This is a genomic window from Citrobacter sp. RHB35-C21, from assembly GCF_013816515.1.
Lineage (GTDB): Bacteria > Pseudomonadota > Gammaproteobacteria > Enterobacterales > Enterobacteriaceae > Citrobacter > Citrobacter braakii.
Map to the genome: position 1 here is coordinate 2,683,894 of NZ_CP057147.1, position 24,838 is coordinate 2,708,731.

The window sequence follows — 24,838 nt, forward strand, 5'->3', positions numbered from 1 at the left end:
CACCTGACCACCTGCGCTTTTATTGGAATATATCTGAACAGCAAATCAGTTTTTACTCCAGTTGTGAGTTCAGGCGCTCAATCTCCTCACGCCATTGCGCCTGTAACAGCGGCTTTTGATGTTTCGGCTTGCGGGCAAGATCGTCAGCCAGACGCTGCTCCAGCTCAAGAAGTTGTTCCAGCAATCCATCGCTGTCACCGCTTATTTCGGCTCTCGCATCGACCACCGTTTTTGGAACGGTTATCTCCGAGGATGTTTGCCGAATACGCGCATTGACCGCGTCCAGATCGTGCCATTCACTGAGTTCGCCCTTGTCGATCAACCAAAACCGGTTGCAGCTTTGGCTGATCAGCTGACGGTCGTGACTGACCAACAACACGCCGCCGTTATAGCTTTGCAGCGTTTCTGCCAACGCCTCTTTACCTTCCAGATCCAGATGGTTGGTCGGTTCATCGAGCATCAGCAGGCTGTAGCGCGCAAGCGTTAGCCCAACAAACAGCAGCCGGGAGCGCTCACCGCCGCTTAGGGAACTGATCCGCTGCGCGTGACGAACCCACGGAAAACCCGCGCTAATCAGCGCCATTTTGCGGATATCAGGCTGCGGAGCAAACGGCTCCAGCGCGTCAAATAACGAATCGTTATCTGCGAGTTGGTGCAGCGTCTGGTCGTAATACCCCAACGTAACGCGCGGGTGCAACACCAGTGAAGGTGATGCCAGTTGTGAGTGAAACTGTTGCCAGATAAGCCTTAACAACGATGATTTCCCGCAACCGTTGCGCCCGACAATCGCCACGCGATCGCCGCTTTTTAACCGGAGACCGGCAATGGAAAACAGCGTATCGGCGTCGGGAGCAGGGGCTACGGACAGATTAGTCATCTCCAGCAAACGATCCGCACGCAGGGCATCTCCCTGCAATGTTAGTGTCCACTGACTTCCTGACGTCACTTCAGTCTGTACCTCTTTCAGGCGCTGTACCTGCTTTTCCATCTGCTTGGCCTTGCGGGAAAGATCTTCGTTGTCGTAGACCCGCCCCCAGGTAGCCAGCCGTTTGGCGCTGGCGGTCACCCGGTCTATCTCCTTTTGCTCAGCCTTATGGCGCAGAGCATCGCTGATGTCTCTTTCTGCCAGAGCCTGACGCGCCGCGCTACAGGGCAGATCGAAGGCATGGAGAGTTCGATCGCGCAGGATCCAGGTTCCGTGAGTCACCGCGTCTAACAGCTGCGGGTCGTGGGAAACCACCACAAAACTGCCAGACCAGTTTTGTAAGAACTGTTCCAGCCACAGTAATGTTGGCAGATCCAGGTGGTTACCCGGCTCATCCAGCAGCAGCAGGTCAGGGTTTCGCATCAGCGCCCGCGCCAATAACAGACGCGTGTGTTGGCCGCCGCTCAGCGTGTGTGCTGTCAGAGATAAATTCTCCGGCGTGAACCCCATTTCGGCGAGCAGTGCTTCAACTCGCCACTGCTGACCTGCGCGTTCATGCTCGGGCAGTTGAGCCAGAACGGCTTCCTGCAGCGTGAGTGGCAATATTTCGTCAGGCAGATGTTGTTCTACACGGGCGAGATGGCAGTGATTTGCCTGCGCGATAACCCCACTGGTCGGCGAAATTGTGCCGTCGAGCAGTTTTAACAGCGTGCTTTTGCCGCAGCCGTTGTAGCCGATAAGCCCGATGCGGTCGCCTTTTTTCAGGGTAAAGGAAAGATCGTCGAATAGCGTGCCGAATGCCGTATCAACGTGTAAGGATTGTGCGGTTAGTAATGTGCTCATTGTTGCTTACTCAAGAGTTACAGGCGTAAAAACGCCTCGTCAAACATCGCTGACGATAACCCGGTAAGCCCGAGAGAAGGGGATTTAGAAGTTAGCTTCGCTCAAGCAGAAGTTATCGCAGCACGATACCGATAACGCTTGAGCACTGGCGATCGCCAAAAGCATGTGAAACGATAAAACGTTCACAGTACAGCATAAGTATCCTCCTTATTATTTTCCAAATGTTAATCGATGGTGAAAGTGTAATCGTAAGTCACGCAGTCGCGCAAGTTCTGAGCGCCCGGCAGCAACGTGCCGCCGGGCAAACCGTCAGATAGAGGTACGACGGTAGTCGCGGTATTCTGCCTGCCAGAAATTATCGTCAATCGCCTGTTGCAGCGCTTCGGCGGAGGTTTTCACCGCCACGCCTTGCTGCTGGGCCATTTTACCGACGGCAAACGCGATGGCGCGGGAAACGGTCTGAATATCTTTCAGCTCAGGTAACACCAGTCCTTCGCCGTTGAGCACCAGCGGTGAATACTGCGCCAGCGTTTCACTGGCTGACATCAGCATTTCATCGGTGATACGCGATGCGCCAGAAGCAATTACCCCCAGACCAATACCCGGGAAGATATAGGCGTTGTTACATTGGGCAATGGGATAGATTTTCTCTTTCCACAGTACCGGTGCGAACGGGCTACCGGTCGCAACCAGCGCGTTACCCTCGGTCCAGGCGATAATATCCTGTGGCGTGGCTTCTACGCGGGAAGTCGGGTTAGACAGCGGCATGACGATCGGACGCGGGCAATGCTTATGCATTTCGCGAATGATCTCTTCGGTAAACAGGCCGGTCTGTCCGGAAACACCAATCAGGATGTCCGGCTTACCGTTGCGTACCACATCGAGTAACGACAGCACATCTTCTTGCGTATCCCAGTGCTGCAGATTTTCGCGTTTTTGCACCAGTTTGGTCTGGAAAGAGAGCAGGTTCGGCATCTTATCGGTTAACAGGCCGAAGCGATCGACCATAAACACGCGTTGACGCGCCGCTTCTTCGCTTAAACCTTCACGCTGGATTTGCGCGATGATCTGCTCGGCAATTCCGCAACCGGCGGAACCTGCCCCGAGGAAGACAATGTTCTGTTCGCTTAACTGGCTACCGGCCGCACGGCTGGCCGCAATCAGCGTGCCAACGGTTACCGCAGCGGTACCCTGAATATCGTCGTTAAACGAGCAAATTTCATCGCGATAGCGGGTCAACAGCGGCATGGCGTTTTTCTGTGCGAAGTCTTCAAACTGCAACAGCACGTCCGGCCAGCGATGCTTCACGGCCTGGATGAATTCATCGACAAATTCGTAGTATTCATCATCGGTGATACGCGGATTACGCCAGCCCATATACAGCGGATCGTTGAGCAGTTGCTGGTTGTTGGTTCCGACGTCCAGTACCACCGGCAGGGTGTAGGCCGGGCTGATCCCACCACACGCGGTATAAAGCGAAAGTTTACCGATTGGAATACCCATCCCGCCGATCCCCTGATCGCCAAGACCCAAAATACGTTCCCCATCGGTGACAACGATGACCTTGATATTGTGGTTAGGAACGTTTTGCAGGATATCGTCCATATTGTGGCGGTTCTGATAAGAGATAAACACGCCGCGCGCGCGACGATAAATCTCGGAGAAACGCTCACAGGCCGCGCCAACCGTTGGGGTATAGATAACCGGCATCATCTCATCAAGGTGATTATGCACCAGCCGGTAAAACAGGGTTTCGTTGGTGTCCTGGATGTTGCGCAGGTAAATATGTTTATCGATTTCGGTTTTAAATCCCTGATATTGGATCCAGGCGCGTTCAGCCTGTTCTTCAATCGTCTCGACCACTTCCGGCAGTAACCCCAGCAGGTTGAAGTTACGGCGTTCTTCCGCACTGAAAGCACTCCCTTTATTCAGTAAAGGGAATTCCAGCAGAACCGGGCCAGCGTAGGGGATGTAAAGGGAACGCAGTTTTTTAGTTTCGTTTTCCATGTCACTCACTCTTTTTTGAATAACCGTCCCTGGCACTCTTTATGATCGTATGTGGCCTGTCCGCCAGGGAAACGGCCGAAGTATAAAGCATTGTGAATGGGTTAAGGGGTTTTATAAGCAAAAACACCACTGCGGTTGCAATGGTGTTTATCTCGTTATTCAGTCAGACGTGCGAAAGGCTATTTGCCGTCAGCGCGGCGCTTTCTTCCGGTAGGATTATTGACCACGTTGGTTTTGTCACCTTCGGTCACGACTTTACGTTGGTTTGAGATTTTGTGGTCCAGTCCGAGAATATGACGGGCCTGACGGTTCGATTTCATTCTAACTCCTTAATCCTGTTACTGGTTTCAAGGGCGAGTCCGTATGAGAACGGACGAAATACAACCTGATAGAAAGCCGATGTTAAAAATAGCGGCTTTCTGGATGGTCGGTCATTTCAGCTGAAAGGTCAATGCTTAAGCGGCAAATGAGAACTATCCCGTATGTGCCATGCTTTTTCTCAGCCGTCCTATACTTGTAACTCCAACGACAACACAGGAGAGCGGTAATGACTATCCATAAGAAAGGTCAGGCACACTGGGAAGGCGATATTAAGCGCGGTAAAGGTACCGTGTCGACCGAAAGTGGGGTGTTGAATCAGCAACCGTATGGGTTTAATACCCGATTTGAAGGGGCGAAAGGCACCAATCCTGAAGAGTTGATTGGCGCGGCGCATGCAGCCTGCTTCTCAATGGCGCTTTCGCTCATGCTGGGCGAAGCGGGTTTTACCCCAGATGCCATTGATACCACTGCCGATGTTTCTCTGGATAAAGTGGATGCCGGATTTGCTATCACCAAAGTCGCGCTACACAGTCAGGTGAGCGTCCCGGGGATAGATGCCGCCACGTTTGACGGCATCATCCAGAAAGCAAAAGCCGGCTGCCCGGTATCACAGGTACTGAACGCGGAAATTACGCTGGATTATCAGTTAACATCGTAAAGAAGGTGTGCCGGATGCGACGGGGTCTTATCCGGCACCAGATATCTTTATTGCGCCACCCAGCCGCCATCCATATTCCACGCCACACCACGCACCTGCGACGCCCCGTCTGAGCACAAAAATAGCGCAAGCTCACCCAACTGTTGCGGCGTGACGAATTCGCGCGACGGCTGTTTTTCCGCCAGCAGGGCGTCACGCGCAGCGTCAGGCTCAGCGCCTTCGGAAATACGTTTATCGATTTGCTGCTGGACCAACGGCGTAAGCACCCAACCGGGGCACAGCGCATTGCAGGTAATACCCGTCTGCGCGGTCTCCAGCGCAATGGTTTTGGTTAATCCAACCACGCCGTGCTTCGCCGCCACATAGGCGGATTTCTCTTTTGAGGCCACCAGGCCATGAACAGAAGCGATATTGATGATGCGCCCCCAGTTACGCTTACGCATGCCGGGAAGCGCCAGGCGCGCGGTGTGAAAGACAGAAGAGAGGTTAATGGCGATAATCGCGTTCCATTTATCAACCGGGAAGGTCTCCACCGGTGAAACATGCTGGATCCCGGCATTGTTGACCAGAATATCCACACCGCCAAATTCGCTATCGGCATAGCGCATCATGTCGGCAATTTGCGCTTCATCGCTCAGGTCCGCGCCATGATAGCCTGGCGTTTTGCCATATTGTGCAATGGCATCTTTGGCGGCTTCCACATCACCAAATCCGTTAAGGATCAGGGTAGCGCCCGCTTGCGCCAGCACCTGTGCGATACCTAATCCAATACCGCTGGTAGAGCCGGTAACCAGAGCGGTTTTTCCCGTTAAGTTCATGATGATTCTCCTTAAACAATTCCGGTGGTGTAGAAGACGCCGATAACAAACAGCACGGCCAGACTTTTAATTACGGTAATGGCGAATATCCCGCCGTACGCCTGACGATGGCTAAGACCGGTTATGGCCAGCAGGGTAATGACCGCACCGTTATGTGGCAGGGTATCCATACCACCACTGGCCATTGACGCCACGCGGTGGAAGACCTCGAGGGGAATATTGGCGGCATGGGCGGCGGCAATAAAAGTGTCAGACATGGCGGCGAGGGCAATACTCATCCCGCCAGACGCTGAACCGGTGATCCCGGCAAGCGTAGTGATACTGATAGCCTCATTGAGCAGCGGGTCGGGAATGGCCGCCAGCGCTTTTGACAGCACAAGGAAACCTGGCAGGGCGGCGATCACTGCGCCAAAACCGTATTCTGATGCGGTGTTCATGGCCGCGAGGATCGCGCCGCCAACCGCCGTTCGGCTCCCTTCCGCCAGGCGACCTTTAATGTTGCGATAGCCGAAGAGCACCACCAGCAGGATCCCAGAAATCAGCGCCGCTTCTACCGCCCAGATAGCGGTGATTTTACCGACTTCGGTGGTAATCGGTTTGACAAGGCCCGGAAGTTCCAGTTGATGCGTAGCGCCATACCATTGCGGGATCCAGTGGGTAAATAGTAGGTTAAAAACGCCAACCAGGATCAGCGGAGAGATAGCAATTATCGGGTTCGGCAGGTTAATGTTATCCGGCGTTTCCGGCTCGTTTAACAGTTCAGTGCCGTACCCTTCATTCTTTGCCTGCGCTTTACGACGCTGGCGCTCGAGATAAACCAGACCGACAACGATGATAAACAGAGAGCCGATCAAACCCAGCCAGGGCGCGGCCCAGGCATTAGTTCCAAAGAAGCTGGTCGGAATAATGTTCTGGATCTGCGGCGTGCCTGGCAGAGCGTCCATGGTGAAGGAAAACGCGCCCAGCGCAACGGTGGCTGGGATCAGGCGCTTCGGAATATTACTCTGACGGAACAGCTCCGCCGCAAACGGATACACCGCAAATGCCACCACGAACAGCGATACGCCGCCGTAGGTCAACAGTGCACACACCAGCACAATCACAGGGATGGCGTGACGACGCCCGAGAATGTTGATGGCGGCGGCAACGATGGAGCGAGAAAAACCCGATAACTCGATTAACTTGCCAAACACAGCGCCCAGTAAGAACACCGGGAAGTAAAGCTTCACAAAACCGACCATTTTTTCCATAAACAGGCCGGTGAAGGCAGGGCCGACGGCGCTGGGTTCGGTGAGCAATACAGCACCTAATGCCGCGATGGGGGCAAACAGGATGACGCTATATCCGCGATAGGCTGCCAGCATCAGCAGGCCCAACGCTGCCAGGGCGATTAATACACTCATCATGACTCCTCAATATCATTGTTATAGTGGGGTACAGAAAGAGAAGTTACGGTTTCAGGGCAAAGCGCAGCTGATGCTCTCTGCGTTGCTGGATATATTCCTTGCGCGAATCATCCCAGCGATAAAATCCCTGACCGCTGCGCAAACCGGTATCACCGTTAGCAACCTTGTCAGCGACCAGAGACATCATGTCGCTCCCGGTCGCCAGCTCCGGTAGCAGATGCCGACAAATGTCCTGTACCGTAGAAAGTCCGGTCATATCCGCCGCCTCCAGCGGACCGACCATCGCATAGCGACGACCGAGCGAGGCGCGCATTACCTGATCCACCACCTCTGCGCTGGCGATCCCGCTTTTTACGATATGCAACGCTTCACGCAGCAGAGCAAACTGCAGGCGATTACCGACAAACCCCGGCGCGGCGCGGTCGAGCACGACGGCTTCCAGCTGCATCGAAAGCAGCAGTTGTTGCAGCTCCTGCAGATATTCCGGCTTCGTGGCCGTGCCGGGTACAATCTCAACCAGTGGAATAAAATGCGGCGGGTGCCAGAAATGGGCGATTAACAACCGCTCAGGATGGGCGAGCTTCTCTGCCAGCGCATCCGGCGGCAGGCCGCTGGTGTTACTGGCAATGACGGCCTCTGGCGCGATCAGTGCTTCCAGTTGTGCATACAACGCGTGCTTGAGTTCGAGTCGCTCCGGGATGGCTTCGATCAGTAACCCGCACGCGGCAATATCGTGCAGCGAGGTAGTACCATGCAGACGACTCACAGCCTGTGCTTTGTCGTCTGCAGGAAACTGTTCGGTGGCAATCAGTTCATCCAGAATACCGCTGGCAACTGCGCCAATGTCTGCAATACGGTTGCTATCGGTGTCGTACAGCCAGACATCGTGACCATAACGGACGAAGTGGGTGGCAATACCGACACCCATTAACCCCGCGCCCAGTACGCAGATATGCTTACTTTTCATGAGATACCTCCTGCGGGCGCTCAACCGCCAGCGCCACACCCTGACCGCCGCCTACGCACAGCGTAGCCAGCCCTTTGGCGGCGTTACGGCGGGCCATTTCGTGCAGCAAAGTCACCAGAATTCGGCAACCTGACGCCCCAATGGGATGGCCCAGCGCAATCGCGCCGCCGTTTACGTTCACCCGATTGCTGTCCCAGTTCAGGGATTCGCCAACCGCCAGCGCTTGCGCGGCAAAGGCTTCGTTGGCTTCAATGAGATCGACATCATTCAACGTCCAGCCAGCTCGCTTCAGGCACTGAAGTGATGCCTCTACCGGCCCAATGCCCATAATCGCAGGGTCGACGCCGGAGACGGCGTAGCCCGCCACTCTGGCAAGAACCGGCAGATTGAGTTCTGCTGCTTTGGCGGCGCTCATCAACATCACCGCGGCGGCGCCATCGTTGATTGAAGAGGCATTCCCGGCGGTCACCGTGCCGTTACCTAGGCGAAACGCTGGTTTGAGCTGCGCCAGCTTTTCAGCCTGCGTATCCGGACGAGGCTGTTCGTCACGATCCACGACACGCGGCGGTTTTTTGCCCTGTGGGACGCTGACTGGCGTGATTTCCGCGCTAAAACGACCGGCTTCAATGGCGGCGGCCGCTTTTTGCTGTGAGCGCAGGGCAAAGGCGTCCTGCTGCTCGCGACCGATCACGAACTTATCCGCCAGATTTTCCGCGGTAATCCCCATGTGATAGTCGTTAAACGCATCCCACAGACCGTCATGCACCACGCTGTCTTTCATGCTGGCATGACCGAGCCGCAGTCCCGCCCGGGCGCCGTCGAGGAAATAGGGCGCATTGCTCATGCTCTCCTGCCCACCGGCAATCACAATTTGCGCATCGCCGCAGCGAATCGCCTGGACCGCCTGATGCACCGCCTTCATGCCCGAGCCGCACACCAGATTCAGGGTTAACGCGGGCGTGGTGACCGGCAGTCCTGCGCGTAACGCCGTTTGCCTGGCAGGGTTCTGGCCGCAGCCTGCCGTCAGAACCTGGCCGAAGATCACTTCATCAATTTGCTCAGGTGCCACGGCGGTTTTTTCCAGCAGCGCACGGATCACCACTGAACCTAGTTCAACCGCGGAAAGCGGCGCCAGCGCGCCATGAAAACTGCCAATTGGGGTGCGCGTCGCCGCGACAATAACAACATCCTGCATGGTCAGCTCCTCAGCTAAAGTGCATTTCGGGGACATTTTCGGGAACGATCAGCTTGCCGGCGGTTCTGGAGACAATCTCATCCACGCTGATACCCGGCGCTCGCTCGCGCAGAATGAACGCCCCATCGGCAATCTCCAGCAGCGCCAGATCGGTAAGCACACGTTTAATACAGGCCACGCCGGTCAGCGGCAGGGTGCAGGCGGGAAGCAGTTTCGACTCGCCGCTTTTAGAGGCATGCGTCATCACCACGATGATGTTGTCGGCTCCGGCAACCAAATCCATCGCGCCGCCCATGCCTTTCACCATTTTTCCGGGGATCATCCATGAGGCGATATTGCCGTTAACATCCACTTCAAACGCGCCGAGCACCGTCAGGTCGACGTGACCGCCGCGGATCATGGCGAAGGATTGCGCCGAGTCGAAGATTGCCGCGCCTTTGCGCGCCGTCACGGTCTGTTTCCCGGCGTTGATCATGTCAGCATCAATTTCGTCTTCCGTGGGAAACGGGCCCATACCCAGCAAGCCGTTTTCCGATTGCAGCATTACGTCCATGCCTTCAGGAATGTAGTTCGCCACCAGAGTAGGAATACCAATCCCGAGGTTGACGTAATAACCGTCTCGCAGCTCGCGGGCGACACGCATCGCCATTTGTTCACGCGTTAACATGGTCAGGCTCCTTTCTGGCGCAGGGTGCGTTGTTCAATACGTTTTTCAAACTGGCCCTGGATAATGCGGTTAACGTAAATTCCGGGGGTGTGAATTGCGGCGGGGTCCAGCTCTCCGGGAGGGACAATTTCTTCAACTTCCACGACGGTAATACGCCCAGCGGCAGCCATCAGCGGATTAAAATTTTGTGCGGTGTGGCGATAAATAACGTTGCCGTACCAGTCGGCTTTCCAGCCTTTAACCAACGCAAAATCACCGGTTATCGCCTGCTCTAAGATGTAAGGGCGTCCGGCAAACTCGCGAACCTCTTTCCCTTGCGCGACCGGGGTTCCGTATCCGGTCGCGGTAAAGAATGCCGGGATCCCAGCGCCGCCCGCGCGCAACTGCTCAGCCAGCGTGCCTTGCGGCGTCAGGATAGCTTCCAGTTCACCGCTGAGAACCTGCTGCTCAAACAGGGCGTTTTCACCTACATAAGATGCGACCACTTTGCGTACCTGGCGCGTTTCCAGCAGAACGCCAAGGCCAAAACCATCCACGCCGCAGTTGTTTGACACAACCGTAAGCCCCTGAACCTCCCGACGGCGTACTTCGGCAATCAGGTTCTCGGGGATCCCACATAAGCCAAAACCGCCCGCCAGTAGCGTCATGTTATCGGTCAGTCCTTCCAGCGCCTCTTGATAGGTGGCAACCCGTTTATCCAGTCCAGCCATACACTTGCCCCTCCTGTTGTCCTTGCCGACATCATTGGGGGTGAAAAATGATTTGTTAATTTTAAATTTGTGACTCACTCATTGGGTTTTTTTATCAATTTAATGTTAATTAAAGGTATTCAACAAGTTAAAGGGATGCGAAATGGGAATGAGCATCAAACAGTTACGCGCATTTTTAGCGGTAGCTCACACTCTGAATTTTGCTCATGCCAGTGAAAGACTGAATATGTCGCAACCCGCTTTAAGCCTGGCGATTAAAGGACTGGAGGATTCACTGGGCGGGGCGTTACTGTTGAGAACCACCCGCAAAGTGACCCTGACGCAGGAGGGCGAAACGCTGCTCAACATGGGGCGACAGCTGCTAGCGGACTGGGAGAATACGGAAGAGGCAATGCGTCAGCGCTTTACGCTGCAGCGCGGAAAAATCTCTATTGCCGCCATGCCCTCATTCGCCGCTAACGTCCTGCCATCGGTACTGAAAACGTTTCGTGATTCCTACTCCGGAATCAACGTAACGGTACATGACGTCATTAACGAACAAGTGATTGAGATGGTCAGTGAAGGGCGGGTGGAGATGGGCATTGCCTTTGAGCCGGACTCTTCAGGGCATCTGCATTTCACCCCGCTCGGCGTGGATCGTTTTATCGCGATTGTTCCGCCGACATGCAAACTGGCGGGCCGGGATCGTATTGCGTGGCGCGAATTACTGACGCTGGATTTTATCACCCTGCAACGTCCTTCCGCCGTGCGCCTGATGCTGGAAGAACAGCTGGTGCAAAGTGGGCATACGCTGGAGGTGGCGCTGGAGAGCCATCAACTGGTGACGGTTGGTCGCCTGGTGGCGAGCGGACTGGGCGGCAGCGCCGTGCCCGCATTGTGCCGCACGCAAATGACAGAGCTGGGTGCAACCTGTATCGATCTGGATACGCCGGTGATCCAGCGTCGGATCGGCGTTTTGCGTTCGGCGCATCATAAGTTATCTACCGCTTCTGAAGTGCTGGTGGATTCCCTGAAAAAGGCGTATTGCACCTGACTCTCACGCAATACGCCAACCGTTCAGCTCATGCAACCGCCCGCCAGCAGCGAACTTCACCACCGCTATCACTTTTCAGCAATGCCTGTTTCTTCTCACAGCCGCTGGTCGCCAGTGGGCATCTGTCACGGAAAAAACACCCCTGGGGCAGCGTTCGGTTCCCCGGTAGTTCGGTTTTCCGTAACACCAAATCCTCCGCCAGCGGTGCTCCCGTTTTAGGGACCGAATCCAGCAATAATCGCGTGTAGGGATGGGCGGGCTGCGTGAGTACCTGCTGCGCATCGCCCAGCTCAACAATTTGCCCGAGGTACATCACCGCCACGCGGTCGCTCATATGGCGAACCACCGACACGTTGTGCGAGATCAGCACGTAGGTCAGGTTTTTGCGCGCCTGCAATGACACCAGCAGATTGAGAATTTGCGCCTGCACGGAGATATCCAGCGCCGAAGTAGGTTCATCAAGCACAATCACGTCCGGCTCTGATGACAACGCCCGGGCGATGGCAATACGCTGGCGCTGTCCACCGGAAAACGCATGCGGCAGGCGGTCGAGATATTCAGGACGAATTCCCACTTGTCGCGCCAAATCTTCAGCAAGCATACGGCGCTCACGTTCTGCAGGACGTTTTTGGATCCACACCGGTTCGGTGATAATCCGCCATACCGGTAAGCGCGGATCCAGCGATGAAAGGGGATCCTGAAAGACCATTTGCATACCGGTATGCTGCTTGTCACCACGGCGCGTATAGTTGCCCTGACTGGGTTTCAGCATCCCCATCAGCAGTTGCGCCAGCGTACTCTTTCCACAACCGGACTCGCCAACAATCCCCAGCGTTTCCCCCTGACGGATCTGTAAATCCAGACCATTGAGGGCATGCACCCGTTCCGTTACCTTGCCGAGCCAGTTTTTACGCGCAGGGAAGTTGACATGAACATTCTGCAGCGCCAGTAAAAAATCAGACATGTGTTGTCTCCAGTTGCGGATACCAGCAGGCAGATTGTTGATCCCCGCCTCCCTGACTGCGTAACGCAGGTGTTTCTTCACAACGGGGGCCAGCGGCAAAGCAGCGCTCGCGAAACGCGCATCCCGTCGGTAAGCAGGTTAAGTTCGGCACGGTGCCGGGAATGGCGGGCAGCAATGCGCGCGGCTCGCCGTGTTCCGGCGCGCATTTCAGCAGACCAATGGAATAGGGATGCGTCGGGCGTTGAATAACGGTTTGCGTTGGGCCACTCTCAATCACGCTTCCGGCATACATGACGTACAACCGGTCGCATAACTGTGAAACCACTGCCATATCATGGCTGATAAATAACACGGCTGTCCCGCTGGCTCGCGCTTTTAACTTCAGCAAACGCAGCACCTGCAGTTGCACCGTGACGTCCAGAGCGGTGGTCGGTTCATCGGCAATGATAAGCTCCGGTTCACACGAAAAGGCCAGCGCTATCATTACGCGCTGGCGCATCCCGCCGGAAAGCTCAAACGGGAAACGCTTCATGACTTCCGCCGCGTCCGGGATTTGCATCTCCTGGAGTAAAGCGATGGCTTTCTGACGGGCATCCGTGCGGCTTAACGCCTGATGATGGCGGATAACCTCCACCATTTGCTGACCGATGCGTCGGGTCGGATTCAGCGCCGTCATGGGTTCCTGAAAGATCATCGCTACGCGTGCGCCGCGCCATTGGCGCATTTGCTTCTCGCTGGCATTGAGCACATCTTCCCCCAGCAGCGAAACGCGTCCCTGGTGGATATGATAACTGCCTTCCGGCAGCAGACGCATGGTGAGCATGGCCGTCACGGACTTACCGGAACCGGACTCACCAACCACGCCAACGATTTCTCCGCGGTTGATATGCAGCGATACATGGTTAAGCGCATGCACGTCAGCTTTATAGCCGGGAAAACTCAAATGCAAATCTTCGATTTCCAGCACGGGTTGTGTCATGACTGTTTTCCTCCGGCTTTCGGGTCAAGCAGATCGCGAATACCATCGCCAAAGAGATTAAAGCCCACGGCGGTAATCAGAATGGCGGCGCCGGGGAAAGCGCAATACCACCACTGATCAAGCACATAGTTACGGCCTATTGCGACCATCGCTCCCCATTCAGCGCTGGGTTGCTGTGCGCCCAGACCGATAAATCCGAGCGTGGCGGCCATCAGGATCGCACTGCCGATATCCAGCGACGCTTGCACAATTAGCGGGGGCAGAGAGTTACGTAAAATGTGCCAGCTAATCAGATGCCAGCGTGATGCGCCGTAGGTCCGCGCCGCCTGCACATAGGTAAACTGGCGCACTACTAACGTTTGACCGCGTGCGAGGCGCACATAAAACGGAATACGTACGATAGCAATCGCCAGCATGGCGTTAAACAGGCTTGGACCCAACGCGGCGGCCAGCGCCATCGTCAGCACCAGCGAGGGAATGGACAGCATAATGTCCATTATTCGCATAATAATTGCATCGGCGCGTCCGCCCATGACGCCAGACAAACAGCCCAGCAGCGAACCCAATCCCCCGGCGATACCCACCACGACCAGACCCGCAACGACCGATTGTTGGCTACCCACCAGAACGCGGCTGAACAGATCGCGGCCGACTTCATCGGTACCAAACCAGTGAGCGGCTGACGGGGGCAGCAGGCGTGCACTCAAATTGATGGCATTAGGGTCGTGAGGGGTTATCCACGGCGACAGCACCATCAGCAGCAGTATCAACACAATGATGACCCCGCCAACCAGCGTCAGCGGGCTGCTTTTCATCATCCAGAACAGTTTAGCCCAGTCCGTGCGACGGCGTGCTGTCTGAGGCGCGGCTGGCGTTTCTTGTGTGAGCATCATTGTGCGTCTCCGCGTCCAATTCGTGGATCGATCCACAAGTAGAGTAAATCCACCACCAGGTTAACCAGCACATAGGCGAAAGAGACCACCACGGCAAATCCCATTACCGCCGGGAAGTCGAGCGCCTGAATCGACGTCACCACCCAGGCACCCATTCCCGGCCAGGCGAAGACCGTTTCAGTCAGCACCGCACCGTAGAGCAGATCGCCCAATGCCAGGCCGAGAACGGTTATCGAGGGGATAAGCGCATTTGGCAACGCGTAACACAGCACGATGTACCAGCCCGGCAACCCGCTGGCGCGAGCGGTGCGAATGTAATCTTCACTCAGTTGCTCCAGCATGGCGGAGCGAATCTGACGGGCAACGATCCCCAGGTGCACAAAGGCCAGCGTCAGTGATGGCAGGATCAGATGCTGAAGCGCATTGAAAAAGACGTCGCCATTGCCTTCCAGCAGTGCATCAATCAGATAGAACCCGGTGACGTGAGTTGGCGGATCCAGCCAGTCGTCTAAACGTCCACCGCCGGGTAAAATTTGCAGATGACCATAAAACAGCACAATCACCCCCAGCCCCAGCCAGAATGCTGGCGTGGAGATACCGGTGATTGCCATCAGACGAACGAGGTGATCTAGCCAGCGGTTGCGCCAGACCGCAGATAAAATGCCCAAAGGAATACCGATAACCAGCGCCAGCAACAAGGAGCAGAAAGCCAGCTCAAGGGTGGCGGGGAAGAAGATGCGCAGCTCATCCAGCACCGGACGTCCGGTGCGAATAGAGGTGCCTAAATCGCCGTGAAAAATGTCGCTGACATAGCGAAAAAACTGGATATACAGCGGCTGGTTCAGCCCCAACTGTTGGCGAATATTTTCGACAATTTCATCACTGGCGCGATCGCCCGCCAATAGCCGCGCGGGGTCGCCAGGTATCAGGTGCGAAATAATAAAAGTGATTACGCAAACACCGATAACCACCAGAATAAGTCCCCAGCATCGCTGGCGTAAAATGCTCCAGAACGTCATTAGCTTCCCCTTGCGGAGCCAGAGCGGCTCCGCATTAACGTGGCTTATTTACTCATGGTGGAGATATTGAAGACCTGTTCCAGCATGGGGTTGAATACAAATCCTTTGACGTCTTTGTTCATCGCCAACTGATAGTTTTTCTGGAATAAATAGACGTAGGCGGCTTCATCAATCACGATAGTTTGCGCCTGCTGGTAGTCATTGGTTCTGGCAATCTGATCGGTCGTGGCCAGCGCGCTACGCAGCAGCTTATCGACCTCACCGTTTTCATAGAACGAACGGTTACCCGGCAAGCCTTTTTTATCTGACTCAAACCAGTAGTTCATAAACATGTACGGATCGGCGAAATCAGGGCTCCAGTTGCCAATGGCAATGTCGTAATCTCCTTTGCCCACGCGGTCACGCATGGTGGCGTTCGCCAGTTTTTCCAGCTTCACCTTAATGCCCAGTTTGCCAAGGCTTGCCTGGGTCGCGAGCGCGATAGGTTCCCAGTTAGGGTCATTATCCGAGTACAGGAAGCTCAGGCTGTCAGGTTTGGTGGCAACGTTGTCCCACGCCGCTTTTGCTTTGGCTTCATCGAAACTGTACTGCATGGCCTTGTCGTCAAAACCCCACATGCCTTCAGGGATCGGACCCCGCATTTGCTTACCGTTGCCGCTCAGGATCCCGTTTACCATGCCTTTATAATCGGTGGCCCACGAGATAGCGCGGCGTAAATCCACCTGATTGAGCGGCGCTTTACTGTTATTCAGATACAGATAGGTCACGCGCAACGAGGGATAATCCGCCACGTTAACTTTGCCTTCCTGTTTTAAGGCGGCAAGCTGGTCAACCGGAAGCGCATCAGCAATGTCGATATCACCCCGCGACAATTGCAGACGGCGAGAGGCGCTTTCACCGATGATTTTTACCGAAACCCGCTTAAACGCCGGTTTTGCACCGGCATAATATGGGTTAGGAACCAGCACCAACTGCTGTCCCTTTTGCCAGCTTTTGAGCATGAAGGGACCGGAGCCTGCCGTGTTCTGCGCCAGGAATCCGCGGGCATCGTCTGCGGCATGCTCTTTTAAGACGGCCGGGTTAATAATTGAGGCCCCGTCATTGGCCAGCGTATACAGGAACGGCGCAAATGGCTGGCTGAGGGTAAACTTCACCGTATTGTTATCGATAGCCTCGACCTTCAGATCTTTCGGGAACGCTTCTGCAGGTCCCTGGCCGATTTTGAGCAAGCGTTCAAAAGATTGCTTTACCGCATCAGCCGTCACCGGCGTTCCGTCGGCGAATTTGGCATCGTTTTTCAGGATAAACGTCCACTCTTTCTGGTCGTCAGAGGCCTTCCAGCCGCTGGCCAAATCGCCTTCAACTTCCGTGGAGCCTTTACCGCCATCCGTTTTGTACTGAACCAGCCGCTGATAAGAGGGATAGGTGACCGTCCAGTCGTTGTTATCGATGGTCACGGCGGGATCGAGCGTCTGCGGATCGGCAGCTTTGCCGATCACCAGCATATCTTTGGGAACGGCGGCCTGCGCAGCGGGCAGGGCAAACGCCAGCGCAACGGCTATCAGAGCGGGGCGAAAAAACGCGTTTAACGCAAGTGTAGTCTTCATAACCAGGCTCCAGAATTAAAGGGAATGTTGTGTTGTTATGGGTGTGACAGTGTAACAATCTATCTGATCGTCAAGCAGCGGATAGCGGGCGGCATCAGGTAATTCAAAATGCCACCACTCGCTGGTGATACCGACAAAACCGCCGCCGAACATAATGGCATTGAGCAGCAGGCGGTTGCGCTGCGCAGCCGGAGGAACAGAAGGGTGCCAGGCATGGGAACGGTCGTGCATCTCATCAAAGCCGGCGCCCATATCGAGAAGATTGCCACGATCGTCCATTAGCGTAACGTCAATGGCCGTCCCGCGGCTGTGATTGGATCCTATCGCCACATCGACAACATACTGAGGATCCGGACACGCATACCACAGCACCGCCTGCGCCTGCTGCGGGCGATACGCGTCGTATACCACAAGTTTCAGGCCCGCCAGTTGCGCAATACTGATGCTTTTCGCCAGCGCAGTGACCGCCTCGGTGTGCAACAGGCAACGAGCTTCCCGGTAGATAGGGGCGCCGGTAATGTTGTCTGCCGTAGCGTATTTAAGATCGATATGTAGCGACGGGAATATCACCGACAGATCGACCAGTTCTGGGGTTTCTGACATAGCACGTTTCCTGTTTATTGTTCGAATTGACCAAATTGTTGTTGTAACTGGCGATTGGTTTGCAGGCGTTCTGCGAGGGAGTCACCCAGTTGTGCCACCACCGCAGAGAGTAATAAGTTGAACAGACAGCTCACCGGAGCCAGTGAGTCCCAGAAATGTCCGGTGTCAGTTTTCACCTGAAGTAAGTCAATGGAATAGTCTCTGGCCCACGGGCACCACACATCGGTGATTAACGCCAGCGGAATGCAGCGTTCTGTGGCAACGCGGCAATATTGTCGCGAGATTGCGGAATAGGCGCGCATATCGGTGATCACCACGTAAGGCTGGGTGAATCCTGAATTCAGCGACTCGACCCAACTGCCGGAAAGACCTTCGGAGTAGCTGACTTTAGGCCGCAGGTATTCCAGGTGACTGAAAAAGGCGTTAGCGATCCCGCGGGTGGACTGGATCCCAAGGATATACACGGCTTCCGCATGTGCCAGCCGCTGCGCTATGCGTAAAAACGTTTCGCCTTGCGCGAGTTGATAGACATAGGTAATGGCGTCGATTTCCAGTAACAGCGACTGCTGCGCGCGATCTGGCAGGCTTTGTTGCTGGTGCCAGGAGTCCAACCGCTCGTTCATCCCCCAGGGTTGATAGGCGACGACGGGTAGCTCCCGCAGGCTGGCTTTTGCATCTTCCAGATTGCGAAAGCCCAGTTTACGCAGATAGCGTCCAACGGTAATGCCGCTGGTTCCGGTCGCTTTAGCAATACCATCCGCGGTTTCAAAAGGGATCTGCACAGCATGGGCTAACAGCCACCCGGCCACGCGCTTTTCGCTGGGCGTCAGTTGGCTAAAGGTCTGCTCTATGCGGGTAAATAACTCCGGTTTCGCTGTCATTACCTTCTCGCTGTTAATTGTTTGTCAGAGTACGGTTCACTGTTAGCAAATTAACAATGCAGGACGCGTGCCATGTTGGTAACAGCGGCACGCCGACCATTTTTGTTAAAAATCAGCCCATACCCGTTAACTAATGATCAACATTTGTGCAGCGTAGTTCAGTTTTGGTGCAGCGACAGGGGAAGAGGGGTATGAATCTGCTGATTTCGTCGGAACGATCACATTGTGGCCACGTTTTACGCCCAGACATCAGAATCAGTAATGTGAAATATAAATTTCAGCCATATCAATGGTGGCAATCTTTATTCTTATGACGTTAGGGGTATTATTTTTTGCGAACTACATTAACGGTTTGAAGCGCAAGTGTAGATATTATTTATATTATAAATGGAGTACTACAATGAATAAATTCTCCCTTTCTACAGCAGGTATTCTGGTCGCAGCGCTGTTAACCAGTGTCAGCGTCAATGCAGCAACTGATAACGCTAAAACTGAAGTGACTCCAAAAGGCATGAATTGCCAGGAGTTTATTGATTTGAACCCGCAAACTATGGCCCCAGTGGCTTTCTGGGTGCTCAATGAAGACGAAGATTTCAAGGGTGGCGATTACGTAGACTATAACGAAACCGTGACTACTGCAGTTCCTCTGACCGTTGAACTTTGTAAAAAACATCCGCAGAGCGAATTAAGCAAAATAAAAGACGAAATCAAAAAAGAATTATCCAAATAAGATTAAGTCATTATTAAAACCCAGCCAAAGTGCTGGGTTTTGCTATTTGTGACAATGTCACCTATTTATTTTGTGATACTTAAGAAAACTTTATAAAGATATAAACGCCTGTGCCGATACTGGATAAAAGTTAGCCTTTTGCAGAAGGAGTTTGTATGGCCTGGTATCCTACTCGTATTTCAACGCGTTTAACCATCGGCGGCATTCTGCTGCTTGCAGTCACAACCCTTGTTATTGTGGTGATTATGCTCTGGCGTGGCCAACCGCGCGTCGTTGAAATCAACACCGCCCTGATCGAAGAAACAGGGCAAGGTTTAACCCGCCAGTTGAGTACCGTATTGTCCCGAATTGAAGGTGAGACCGTTAGCTTGTCACGACTGGCTGAGGTGCTGCCAAATGATGAATCTCTTTATCAAAGCGTCGTTCCGCATCTGATTGGTGAAGATAAAGATTCGATTATTACCGGCGGCGGCATCTGGCCAGAACCAGACGCTTTCACCGCAGGTGTGGAGAAAAGAAGCTTTTTCTGGGCGCGTAATGCTGAAGGTAAACTGGTGTATTCCAACGACTATAACGTCGAAGGGTCAAGCGGATACCACAATGAAAACTGGTATCAGCATGCTAAAGGACATTCACAAAACAGTTGCTTATGGTCTGATGTCTACCAGGACGCCAGTTCAGGCGTCAACATGGTGACGTGCAGCGTACCTTATCAACTGGCGGGCAAGTTTGCCGGTGTCGCCACCACCGATATTCGCCTGGATAACGTCGCCACTTTCATGCAGCAGCAGGGAAACAGCACCGGTGGTTACGCGTTTGTGGTGGACAAGCAGGGACAAATCCTCTATTTCCCGCAGGCCGATCTGGCGAAATATAAAACCGTTAACGATCTGGCGCAAAGCGCGCAATGGCTTATCCCGGTGGAAAACGGTCTGAAATCTCTGCGCCCAGCGGACGGGGTGAAAACGATTACGCTTGCAAATGATAACGTCCTGAATTCGGCTTCACGGGTGATGCTGTTCCCGATGGCGGATACCGGTTGGGTTGTTGGTCTTGCGACGCCTGAATCGCGTATCGTCGGCCTTGCCAAAGTGATGATGCAGGACGTGCTGGAAGTGTTGATCCCGATCATGACCCTGTTGCTGGTGGGATCCTGGCTGGTGGTTCGCCGACTGATTTCACGTCTCGATGATACCCGTCAGGCTCTGGATGACATTGCGCAGGGAGAAGGCGATCTTACCCGTCGCCTGGATGTGCGTGGCAAAGATGAGATTTCCGCTATCGCCGAAGCGTTTAACCTGTTCGTCGATAAAATCTCAGCCATTCTGATCACTGTCAGAAGCAGTAGCGTAGTGGTGGCGAATAACGCTGTCAGCCTGGCAGACAGTAATATGGAACTTTCATCTCGCGTGACGCAACAGGCCGCTGCGCTGGAAGAGAGTTCAGCGGCGATGGAACAGTTAAATGCGACCGTTCATCAAAATGCCAGTAATACACAACTGGCGGATGAACTCTCTGATAGCACCGCGCAAACGGCCAACCGCTGCGGCGATGTTATGCAGGGTGTTATCTCTACAATGGATAACGTCAGTGCCTCATCCGGCAGAATGGTGGAAATTGTCGCGGTTATCGACAGCATTGCGTTCCAGACCAATATTCTCGCCCTGAATGCCGCGGTTGAAGCCGCCAGAGCAGGTGATGCCGGGAGAGGGTTTGCCGTTGTGGCCTCCGAAGTACGCACGCTGGCCCAGCGCAGCGCCACTGCCGCGCAGGAAATAAAGGCGTTGATTGATGAATCCGTTTCTCATGTAGGTAGCGGAAGTCAGCAAATTCACAATGCGGGCGAACGTCTGGGAGAACTGGTCAGTAATGTACGTCAGGTACGTCAGTTGATGGGGGAAATACGCGTTGCGGGTGAAGAACAACGCAAGGGCGTTTCCGAAGTTACGCTGGCTGTTACCGAAATGGACAGCACCGTTCAGCAAAACGCCTCGTTAATAGATGATGCCGCCGCGCGAACGCAGGCGCTGAAAGAGGAGGCGGAACAGCTGGCGATGCTGGTCTCATCATTCAGATTGCCTGAGCCTTCAGTTGCCTGATGGATCGGTTAAGAGCGTCCATATTACCGGACGCTCTTGCGTTATAAATCAACTACGGACGACCATTAACGCCCCCAACGACTGCGAATATAGGTCACGGCTTCCTGCGTTTGCGGCTGATTAAGGTAATCTTCGCGAAACAAAATTGTGCCGTTAATGTGCGGTTCAGACTCGTTCAGATCGAGCTGTTTTTTTAGCTCCGGCACGCCGCCTTTAACCGTCCAGTCAGGTTCTTTTCGCGACGGCTCACCGACTTTGTACAACGCCACCCCAATATACAGGCGGGTGTTGGTTGATTTGACGACATCTGCCCACCATTTCGCCAACACATCGTAACGCGCCGCGTCGCGGGCAAAAGGCCAGTACAGCTGCGGGGCGATGTAGTCCAGCAAGCCTTGTTGCACCCAGCGGCGGGTGTCCGCATACGATTCATCATAGGCTGCCGCGCCGCGCGTGTCGGAGCCAGCCGGATCGTGCGAACGGTTGCGCCACACGCCCGCAGGGCTGACGCCAAATTCAACTTCAGGTTTGAGTTTCTTGATAGTTCGTGAAACCTGCGCGATCAGGCGTTGCGTGTTATCGCGCCGCCAGTCAGCTTTGGAGACAAATCCCTGGCCGTATCTTCTGAAGGTCTGGCTGTCGTTGAGCGCAGAGCCGGGAGACTCGGTATAGAAGTAATCATCGAATTGCACGCCGTCAACCGGGTAATTCTCAACCACTTCAGCCACGATACTGGTTATCCAGTCACGCACTTCGGGAATACCGGGATCTAACACAAAACGCTCGCCCGAGGTACGGATCCAGTCCCGATGCAGGACATAAACGCTGGAAGGCGTCTGTGACAGCGTGTTGTTTAATTCGGTAACCGTCGCAGGTTTAGTGTTAACGGACACGCGGTAGGGGTTAAACCAGGCATGGACTTTCATTCCGCGTTTATGCGCTTCATCGAGCATAAACCGTAACGGATCGTAACCCGGATCCTGACCAATCTTACCGGTCAGGGTATCTGACCACGGCAAGATTGTAGAATGCCACAACGCAGTGGCATCGGGCTTCACCTGGAAAAAAACGGTGTTAATACCAAGACGTTTCAGGTTATCCAGCTTGTCAGTCAGCGCCTTTTGCTGCTGGCTGATACGAACGGCAGGCGAGCTGATGTTGACGGATGAAATCGGCGGCCAGTCAAGACGCGAAACCGTTGCCAGCCATATACCGCGTACCGGCTCCTTGCTCTGCTGTGGATTGCCCACCGGGGGCAGTGGGGTGATTTTTGAACCGGGCGGCTGTGAAGAACAACTGCCAAGTAGCAACATACTGCCTACGAGCAGCGCGAACCATTTCATGTTGGTTCGCGGCAGCCAGGCTCGGGAACGGGCGAGAATATTCGCCAGTTTTTTCTGATAATTTGCTGAAATAAAACCGGATGCTGACATCAGATTTTGCTCTTAATTCTTCTTGTTGCGGCTGTTAGCCCAGGGATCGAACGCCGGTTCGGTGGTGTTATTTGAGGCAAGGTCATGCAGAGAATCCAGGTACAGCGCTTCAACTTCTGCCCGCGCCCAGGGCGTGCGGCGCAGAAACTTCAAACTGGATTTAACGCTCGGCTCATTTTTAAAGCAGTTGATATTAATGCGTTGCGCCAGCTCAGCCCAACCATAACGATCAACCAGTGCATTGACCTGCATTTCAAGCGTTACGCCATGTAAAGGGTCTTTAGAAATATGAGCATTCATATGAAGTCCAGTTCAGTGGTTCCAGATTCTGTTAGTAGTGCAACGGGAAGAAGGTTACAAGAAAGCGGGGCGACCAGCAATGGCATCTGTTCCTCAGGCTTTCATGATTAAGAAGTAAACACCAGCCAGAAATTGCTGAAGAAAAGATCTGGATTCGATGCGTTCATTAATCTTAAGTGGGTATTTATACCTGGATTGTTACTTCAGTTTCTCTTTATTTATGTATTATCGCTGTCATTCGACTATTTAAATTAAAAAACAAAAGATCCAAATAAAACCGAAAATAACATATCCATAATGTTAACTATTGATAAAATTAAAGTAAAATTTAGTAAAACATGGATATTTTGTTTTTCATGGACGAGAGTTTACATATCATGATATAATATTGCGGAAAAATTTGCAGGCTATTAATCTGCATGTAATGTAAATGAATTTCTGAGGAGACTATTCCAGTGGGACGTAAATGGGCAAATATTGTTGCTAAAAAAACTGCTAAAGACGGTGCAACGTCTAATATATATGCAAAATTCGGTGTAGAAATCTATGCCGCTGCCAAACAAGGTGAACCAGACCCAGAATCAAACTCAGCTTTAAAATTCGTTATTGAACGTGCGAAACAAGCACAGGTTCCTAAACACGTTATTGATAAAGCAATTGATAAAGCCAAAGGCGGCAGCGATGAAACGTTCGTGCAAGGGCGCTATGAAGGATTTGGTCCAAGTGGTTCACTGATTATCGCTGAAACGTTGACGTCAAATGTTAACCGTACGATTGCTAATGTCCGCTCAATTTTCAATAAAAAAGGCGGGAATATCGGAGCGGCAGGTGCTGTCAGCTATATGTTTGACAATACCGGGGTGATTGTATTTGAAGGAACAGATCCTGACCATATTTTTGAAATTTTGCTTAATGCTGATGTAGATGTTCGCGATGTAACCGAAGAAGAGGGAAACATCGTTATTTATACTGAATCTACAGACCTTCATAAAGGAATTGCAGCCCTGAAAGCCGCTGGGATTACTGAATTCTCAACAACAGAATTAGAAATGATTGCTCAATCAGAAGTTGAACTTTCGCCAGAAGATTTAGAAATCTTTGCAGGACTCGTTGATGCCCTTGAAGATGACGATGATGTTCAAAAAGTCTATCACAACGTTGCAAACCTCTAATTATAAATAAAGGAATCTGTTATTGCGGCAGATCTTTAACTTATAAAGTTGTTACAAAAATATCTAGCCCGATACATTGATTATAAAAAAAGAAAAAATTTACGGTAGAAAATCAAAGTGACTGTCTGCTTTTGCTCAAGGCAGACAGTCATGTCCAGCAGTTTTCAGTCAGGATTAGCAGGGGGAGCTTTTCCAGGAATGAAAAAACCGCTTCCTGGCTTCCTGACTCGAAGGCGACAACAGCTCTGACCTTATCGTTTTTCATCACTGTGTACCAACCGGAACCGCCAAACTGAGAATGGCTAAAGAGGGATCTGCATTCGGGGTCATCTGACGAAAACTTTTTACCGTAGCAGATAAGGGAAGGGTAAGGATTTGATGGAACGGCGTCAGCTAAGGGGTATGAACTAAGCATTCATCAAATACTAAATTGTATTTAACATAATATACATTATGCGCACTAGTGTTGAGTAAGGTAGAATCTGATGCTTTATGGTAATCCTTGTGCTGCTCGATAATGATGGTCAAACCTCTTTTCAAATGCCGTTACCAGCGCTAACCATTTTCGACCTGTGCCACATCACTCACTGAACATCAAAACTGATAAC

General features: G+C 53.2%; 23 protein-coding genes. 5 read left to right on the forward strand and 18 right to left on the reverse strand.

Annotation, left to right across the window (positions count from 1 at the left end; all coding sequences use genetic code 11):
* Window positions 1-52: 52 nt before the first annotated feature.
* The 3 genes from HVZ39_RS13080 to sra all read right to left on the reverse strand — a co-directional run bounded on the left by HVZ39_RS13080 (window position 53) and on the right by sra (window position 4,095).
* Window positions 53-1,768, reverse strand: a complete 1,716-nt coding sequence (locus tag HVZ39_RS13080) for an ABC-F family ATP-binding cassette domain-containing protein (RefSeq protein WP_181632509.1) — start codon at window positions 1,766-1,768, stop codon at window positions 53-55.
* Window positions 1,769-2,077: 309 nt separating this feature from the next.
* Window positions 2,078-3,775 carry a malate dehydrogenase gene (maeA, locus tag HVZ39_RS13085; RefSeq protein WP_181632510.1) on the reverse strand — a complete coding sequence of 566 codons (1,698 nt, stop codon included), beginning with the start codon at window positions 3,773-3,775 and terminating at the stop codon, window positions 2,078-2,080.
* A gap of 179 nt (window positions 3,776-3,954) precedes the next feature.
* Complete coding sequence (gene sra / locus HVZ39_RS13090; RefSeq protein ID WP_006684530.1) at window positions 3,955-4,095, reverse strand: stationary-phase-induced ribosome-associated protein; 141 nt, start codon at window positions 4,093-4,095, stop codon at window positions 3,955-3,957.
* A 227-nt stretch (window positions 4,096-4,322) separates the two neighbouring features.
* Here sra and HVZ39_RS13095 point away from each other — a divergent pair, with 227 nt between their 5' ends.
* Window positions 4,323-4,754: an OsmC family protein gene (locus tag HVZ39_RS13095; RefSeq protein ID WP_047359112.1), complete on the forward strand. Its 432-nt coding sequence runs from the start codon at window positions 4,323-4,325 to the stop codon at window positions 4,752-4,754.
* A gap of 47 nt (window positions 4,755-4,801) precedes the next feature.
* Here the strand turns inward: HVZ39_RS13095 and HVZ39_RS13100 are convergent, their stop codons facing one another.
* The 6 genes from HVZ39_RS13100 to HVZ39_RS13125 are packed head-to-tail and all read right to left on the reverse strand — an operon-like array spanning window position 4,802 to window position 10,517.
* Window positions 4,802-5,572 (reverse strand): 3-hydroxybutyrate dehydrogenase, encoded by a 771-nt coding sequence (locus HVZ39_RS13100; protein ID WP_181632511.1) that lies wholly within the window; start codon window positions 5,570-5,572, stop codon window positions 4,802-4,804.
* Window positions 5,573-5,583: 11 nt separating this feature from the next.
* Window positions 5,584-6,978, reverse strand: coding sequence for a GntP family permease (locus HVZ39_RS13105; RefSeq protein ID WP_200012206.1), 1,395 nt, complete (start codon window positions 6,976-6,978; stop codon window positions 5,584-5,586).
* A gap of 43 nt (window positions 6,979-7,021) precedes the next feature.
* A complete protein-coding gene (locus HVZ39_RS13110) occupies window positions 7,022-7,945 on the reverse strand; it encodes a 3-hydroxyacyl-CoA dehydrogenase family protein (protein WP_181632512.1) in 924 nt (307 codons plus the stop codon).
* Complete coding sequence (locus HVZ39_RS13115) at window positions 7,935-9,140, reverse strand: acetyl-CoA C-acetyltransferase (protein ID WP_181632513.1); 1,206 nt, start codon at window positions 9,138-9,140, stop codon at window positions 7,935-7,937. The genes HVZ39_RS13110 and HVZ39_RS13115 overlap by 11 nt, the downstream gene beginning before the upstream one ends.
* Window positions 9,141-9,150: 10 nt before the next feature.
* Window positions 9,151-9,807, reverse strand: a complete 657-nt coding sequence (locus tag HVZ39_RS13120; RefSeq protein ID WP_103847926.1) for a CoA transferase subunit B — start codon at window positions 9,805-9,807, stop codon at window positions 9,151-9,153.
* A gap of 2 nt (window positions 9,808-9,809) precedes the next feature.
* Window positions 9,810-10,517 (reverse strand): CoA transferase subunit A, encoded by a 708-nt coding sequence (locus tag HVZ39_RS13125; protein ID WP_016153096.1) that lies wholly within the window; start codon window positions 10,515-10,517, stop codon window positions 9,810-9,812.
* 142 nt (window positions 10,518-10,659) lie between these two features.
* Here HVZ39_RS13125 and HVZ39_RS13130 point away from each other — a divergent pair, with 142 nt between their 5' ends.
* The gene (locus tag HVZ39_RS13130) at window positions 10,660-11,550 is read left to right on the forward strand and encodes a LysR family transcriptional regulator (RefSeq protein WP_016153095.1); all 891 of its coding nucleotides are present in this window, start codon (window positions 10,660-10,662) and stop codon (window positions 11,548-11,550) included.
* A gap of 28 nt (window positions 11,551-11,578) precedes the next feature.
* On the opposite strand, the gene HVZ39_RS13135 is transcribed toward HVZ39_RS13130, so the two are convergent.
* From HVZ39_RS13135 to HVZ39_RS13165, 7 genes are read right to left on the reverse strand one after another with little or no spacing between them, the layout of a single operon-like run.
* A complete protein-coding gene (locus HVZ39_RS13135; protein ID WP_049271546.1) occupies window positions 11,579-12,514 on the reverse strand; it encodes an ABC transporter ATP-binding protein in 936 nt (311 codons plus the stop codon).
* Complete coding sequence (locus HVZ39_RS13140; RefSeq protein WP_016156537.1) at window positions 12,507-13,493, reverse strand: ABC transporter ATP-binding protein; 987 nt, start codon at window positions 13,491-13,493, stop codon at window positions 12,507-12,509. Before HVZ39_RS13140 ends, HVZ39_RS13135 begins: the two co-directional genes overlap by 8 nt.
* Window positions 13,490-14,386, reverse strand: a complete 897-nt coding sequence (ddpC, locus tag HVZ39_RS13145) for a D,D-dipeptide ABC transporter permease (RefSeq protein ID WP_049281776.1) — start codon at window positions 14,384-14,386, stop codon at window positions 13,490-13,492. The genes HVZ39_RS13140 and ddpC overlap by 4 nt, the downstream gene beginning before the upstream one ends.
* On the reverse strand, window positions 14,383-15,405 hold the full coding sequence (locus HVZ39_RS13150; protein ID WP_181632514.1) for an ABC transporter permease: 1,023 nt from the start codon (window positions 15,403-15,405) through the stop codon (window positions 14,383-14,385). Before HVZ39_RS13150 ends, ddpC begins: the two co-directional genes overlap by 4 nt.
* Window positions 15,406-15,449: 44 nt before the next feature.
* Entirely contained in the window at window positions 15,450-17,012 is a 1,563-nt protein-coding gene (locus HVZ39_RS13155) for an ABC transporter substrate-binding protein (protein WP_181632515.1), read from the reverse strand.
* 15 nt (window positions 17,013-17,027) lie between these two features.
* Window positions 17,028-17,615, reverse strand: coding sequence for a D-alanyl-D-alanine dipeptidase (gene ddpX / locus HVZ39_RS13160; protein ID WP_181632516.1), 588 nt, complete (start codon window positions 17,613-17,615; stop codon window positions 17,028-17,030).
* Window positions 17,616-17,629: 14 nt separating this feature from the next.
* The gene (locus tag HVZ39_RS13165) at window positions 17,630-18,496 is read right to left on the reverse strand and encodes a MurR/RpiR family transcriptional regulator (RefSeq protein ID WP_016156533.1); all 867 of its coding nucleotides are present in this window, start codon (window positions 18,494-18,496) and stop codon (window positions 17,630-17,632) included.
* A gap of 400 nt (window positions 18,497-18,896) precedes the next feature.
* Here HVZ39_RS13165 and hdeB point away from each other — a divergent pair, with 400 nt between their 5' ends.
* Window positions 18,897-19,226, forward strand: a complete 330-nt coding sequence (gene hdeB / locus HVZ39_RS13170; protein ID WP_003019999.1) for an acid-activated periplasmic chaperone HdeB — start codon at window positions 18,897-18,899, stop codon at window positions 19,224-19,226.
* A 155-nt stretch (window positions 19,227-19,381) separates the two neighbouring features.
* A complete protein-coding gene (locus HVZ39_RS13175) occupies window positions 19,382-21,325 on the forward strand; it encodes a methyl-accepting chemotaxis protein (protein WP_181632517.1) in 1,944 nt (647 codons plus the stop codon).
* Window positions 21,326-21,390: 65 nt separating this feature from the next.
* Here HVZ39_RS13175 and HVZ39_RS13180 read toward each other — a convergent pair whose 3' ends face one another.
* Both HVZ39_RS13180 and HVZ39_RS13185 read right to left on the reverse strand, forming a co-directional pair.
* Complete coding sequence (locus tag HVZ39_RS13180) at window positions 21,391-22,758, reverse strand: glycoside hydrolase family 10 protein (protein WP_075848218.1); 1,368 nt, start codon at window positions 22,756-22,758, stop codon at window positions 21,391-21,393.
* Window positions 22,759-22,770: 12 nt separating this feature from the next.
* Window positions 22,771-23,058, reverse strand: coding sequence for a VF530 family protein (locus HVZ39_RS13185; protein ID WP_016153085.1), 288 nt, complete (start codon window positions 23,056-23,058; stop codon window positions 22,771-22,773).
* Between the two features lie 455 nt (window positions 23,059-23,513).
* On the opposite strand from HVZ39_RS13185, the gene HVZ39_RS13190 reads away from it, so the two are divergent.
* Window positions 23,514-24,230 carry a YebC/PmpR family DNA-binding transcriptional regulator gene (locus HVZ39_RS13190; RefSeq protein WP_016156532.1) on the forward strand — a complete coding sequence of 239 codons (717 nt, stop codon included), beginning with the start codon at window positions 23,514-23,516 and terminating at the stop codon, window positions 24,228-24,230.
* Window positions 24,231-24,838: the final 608 nt, after the last annotated feature.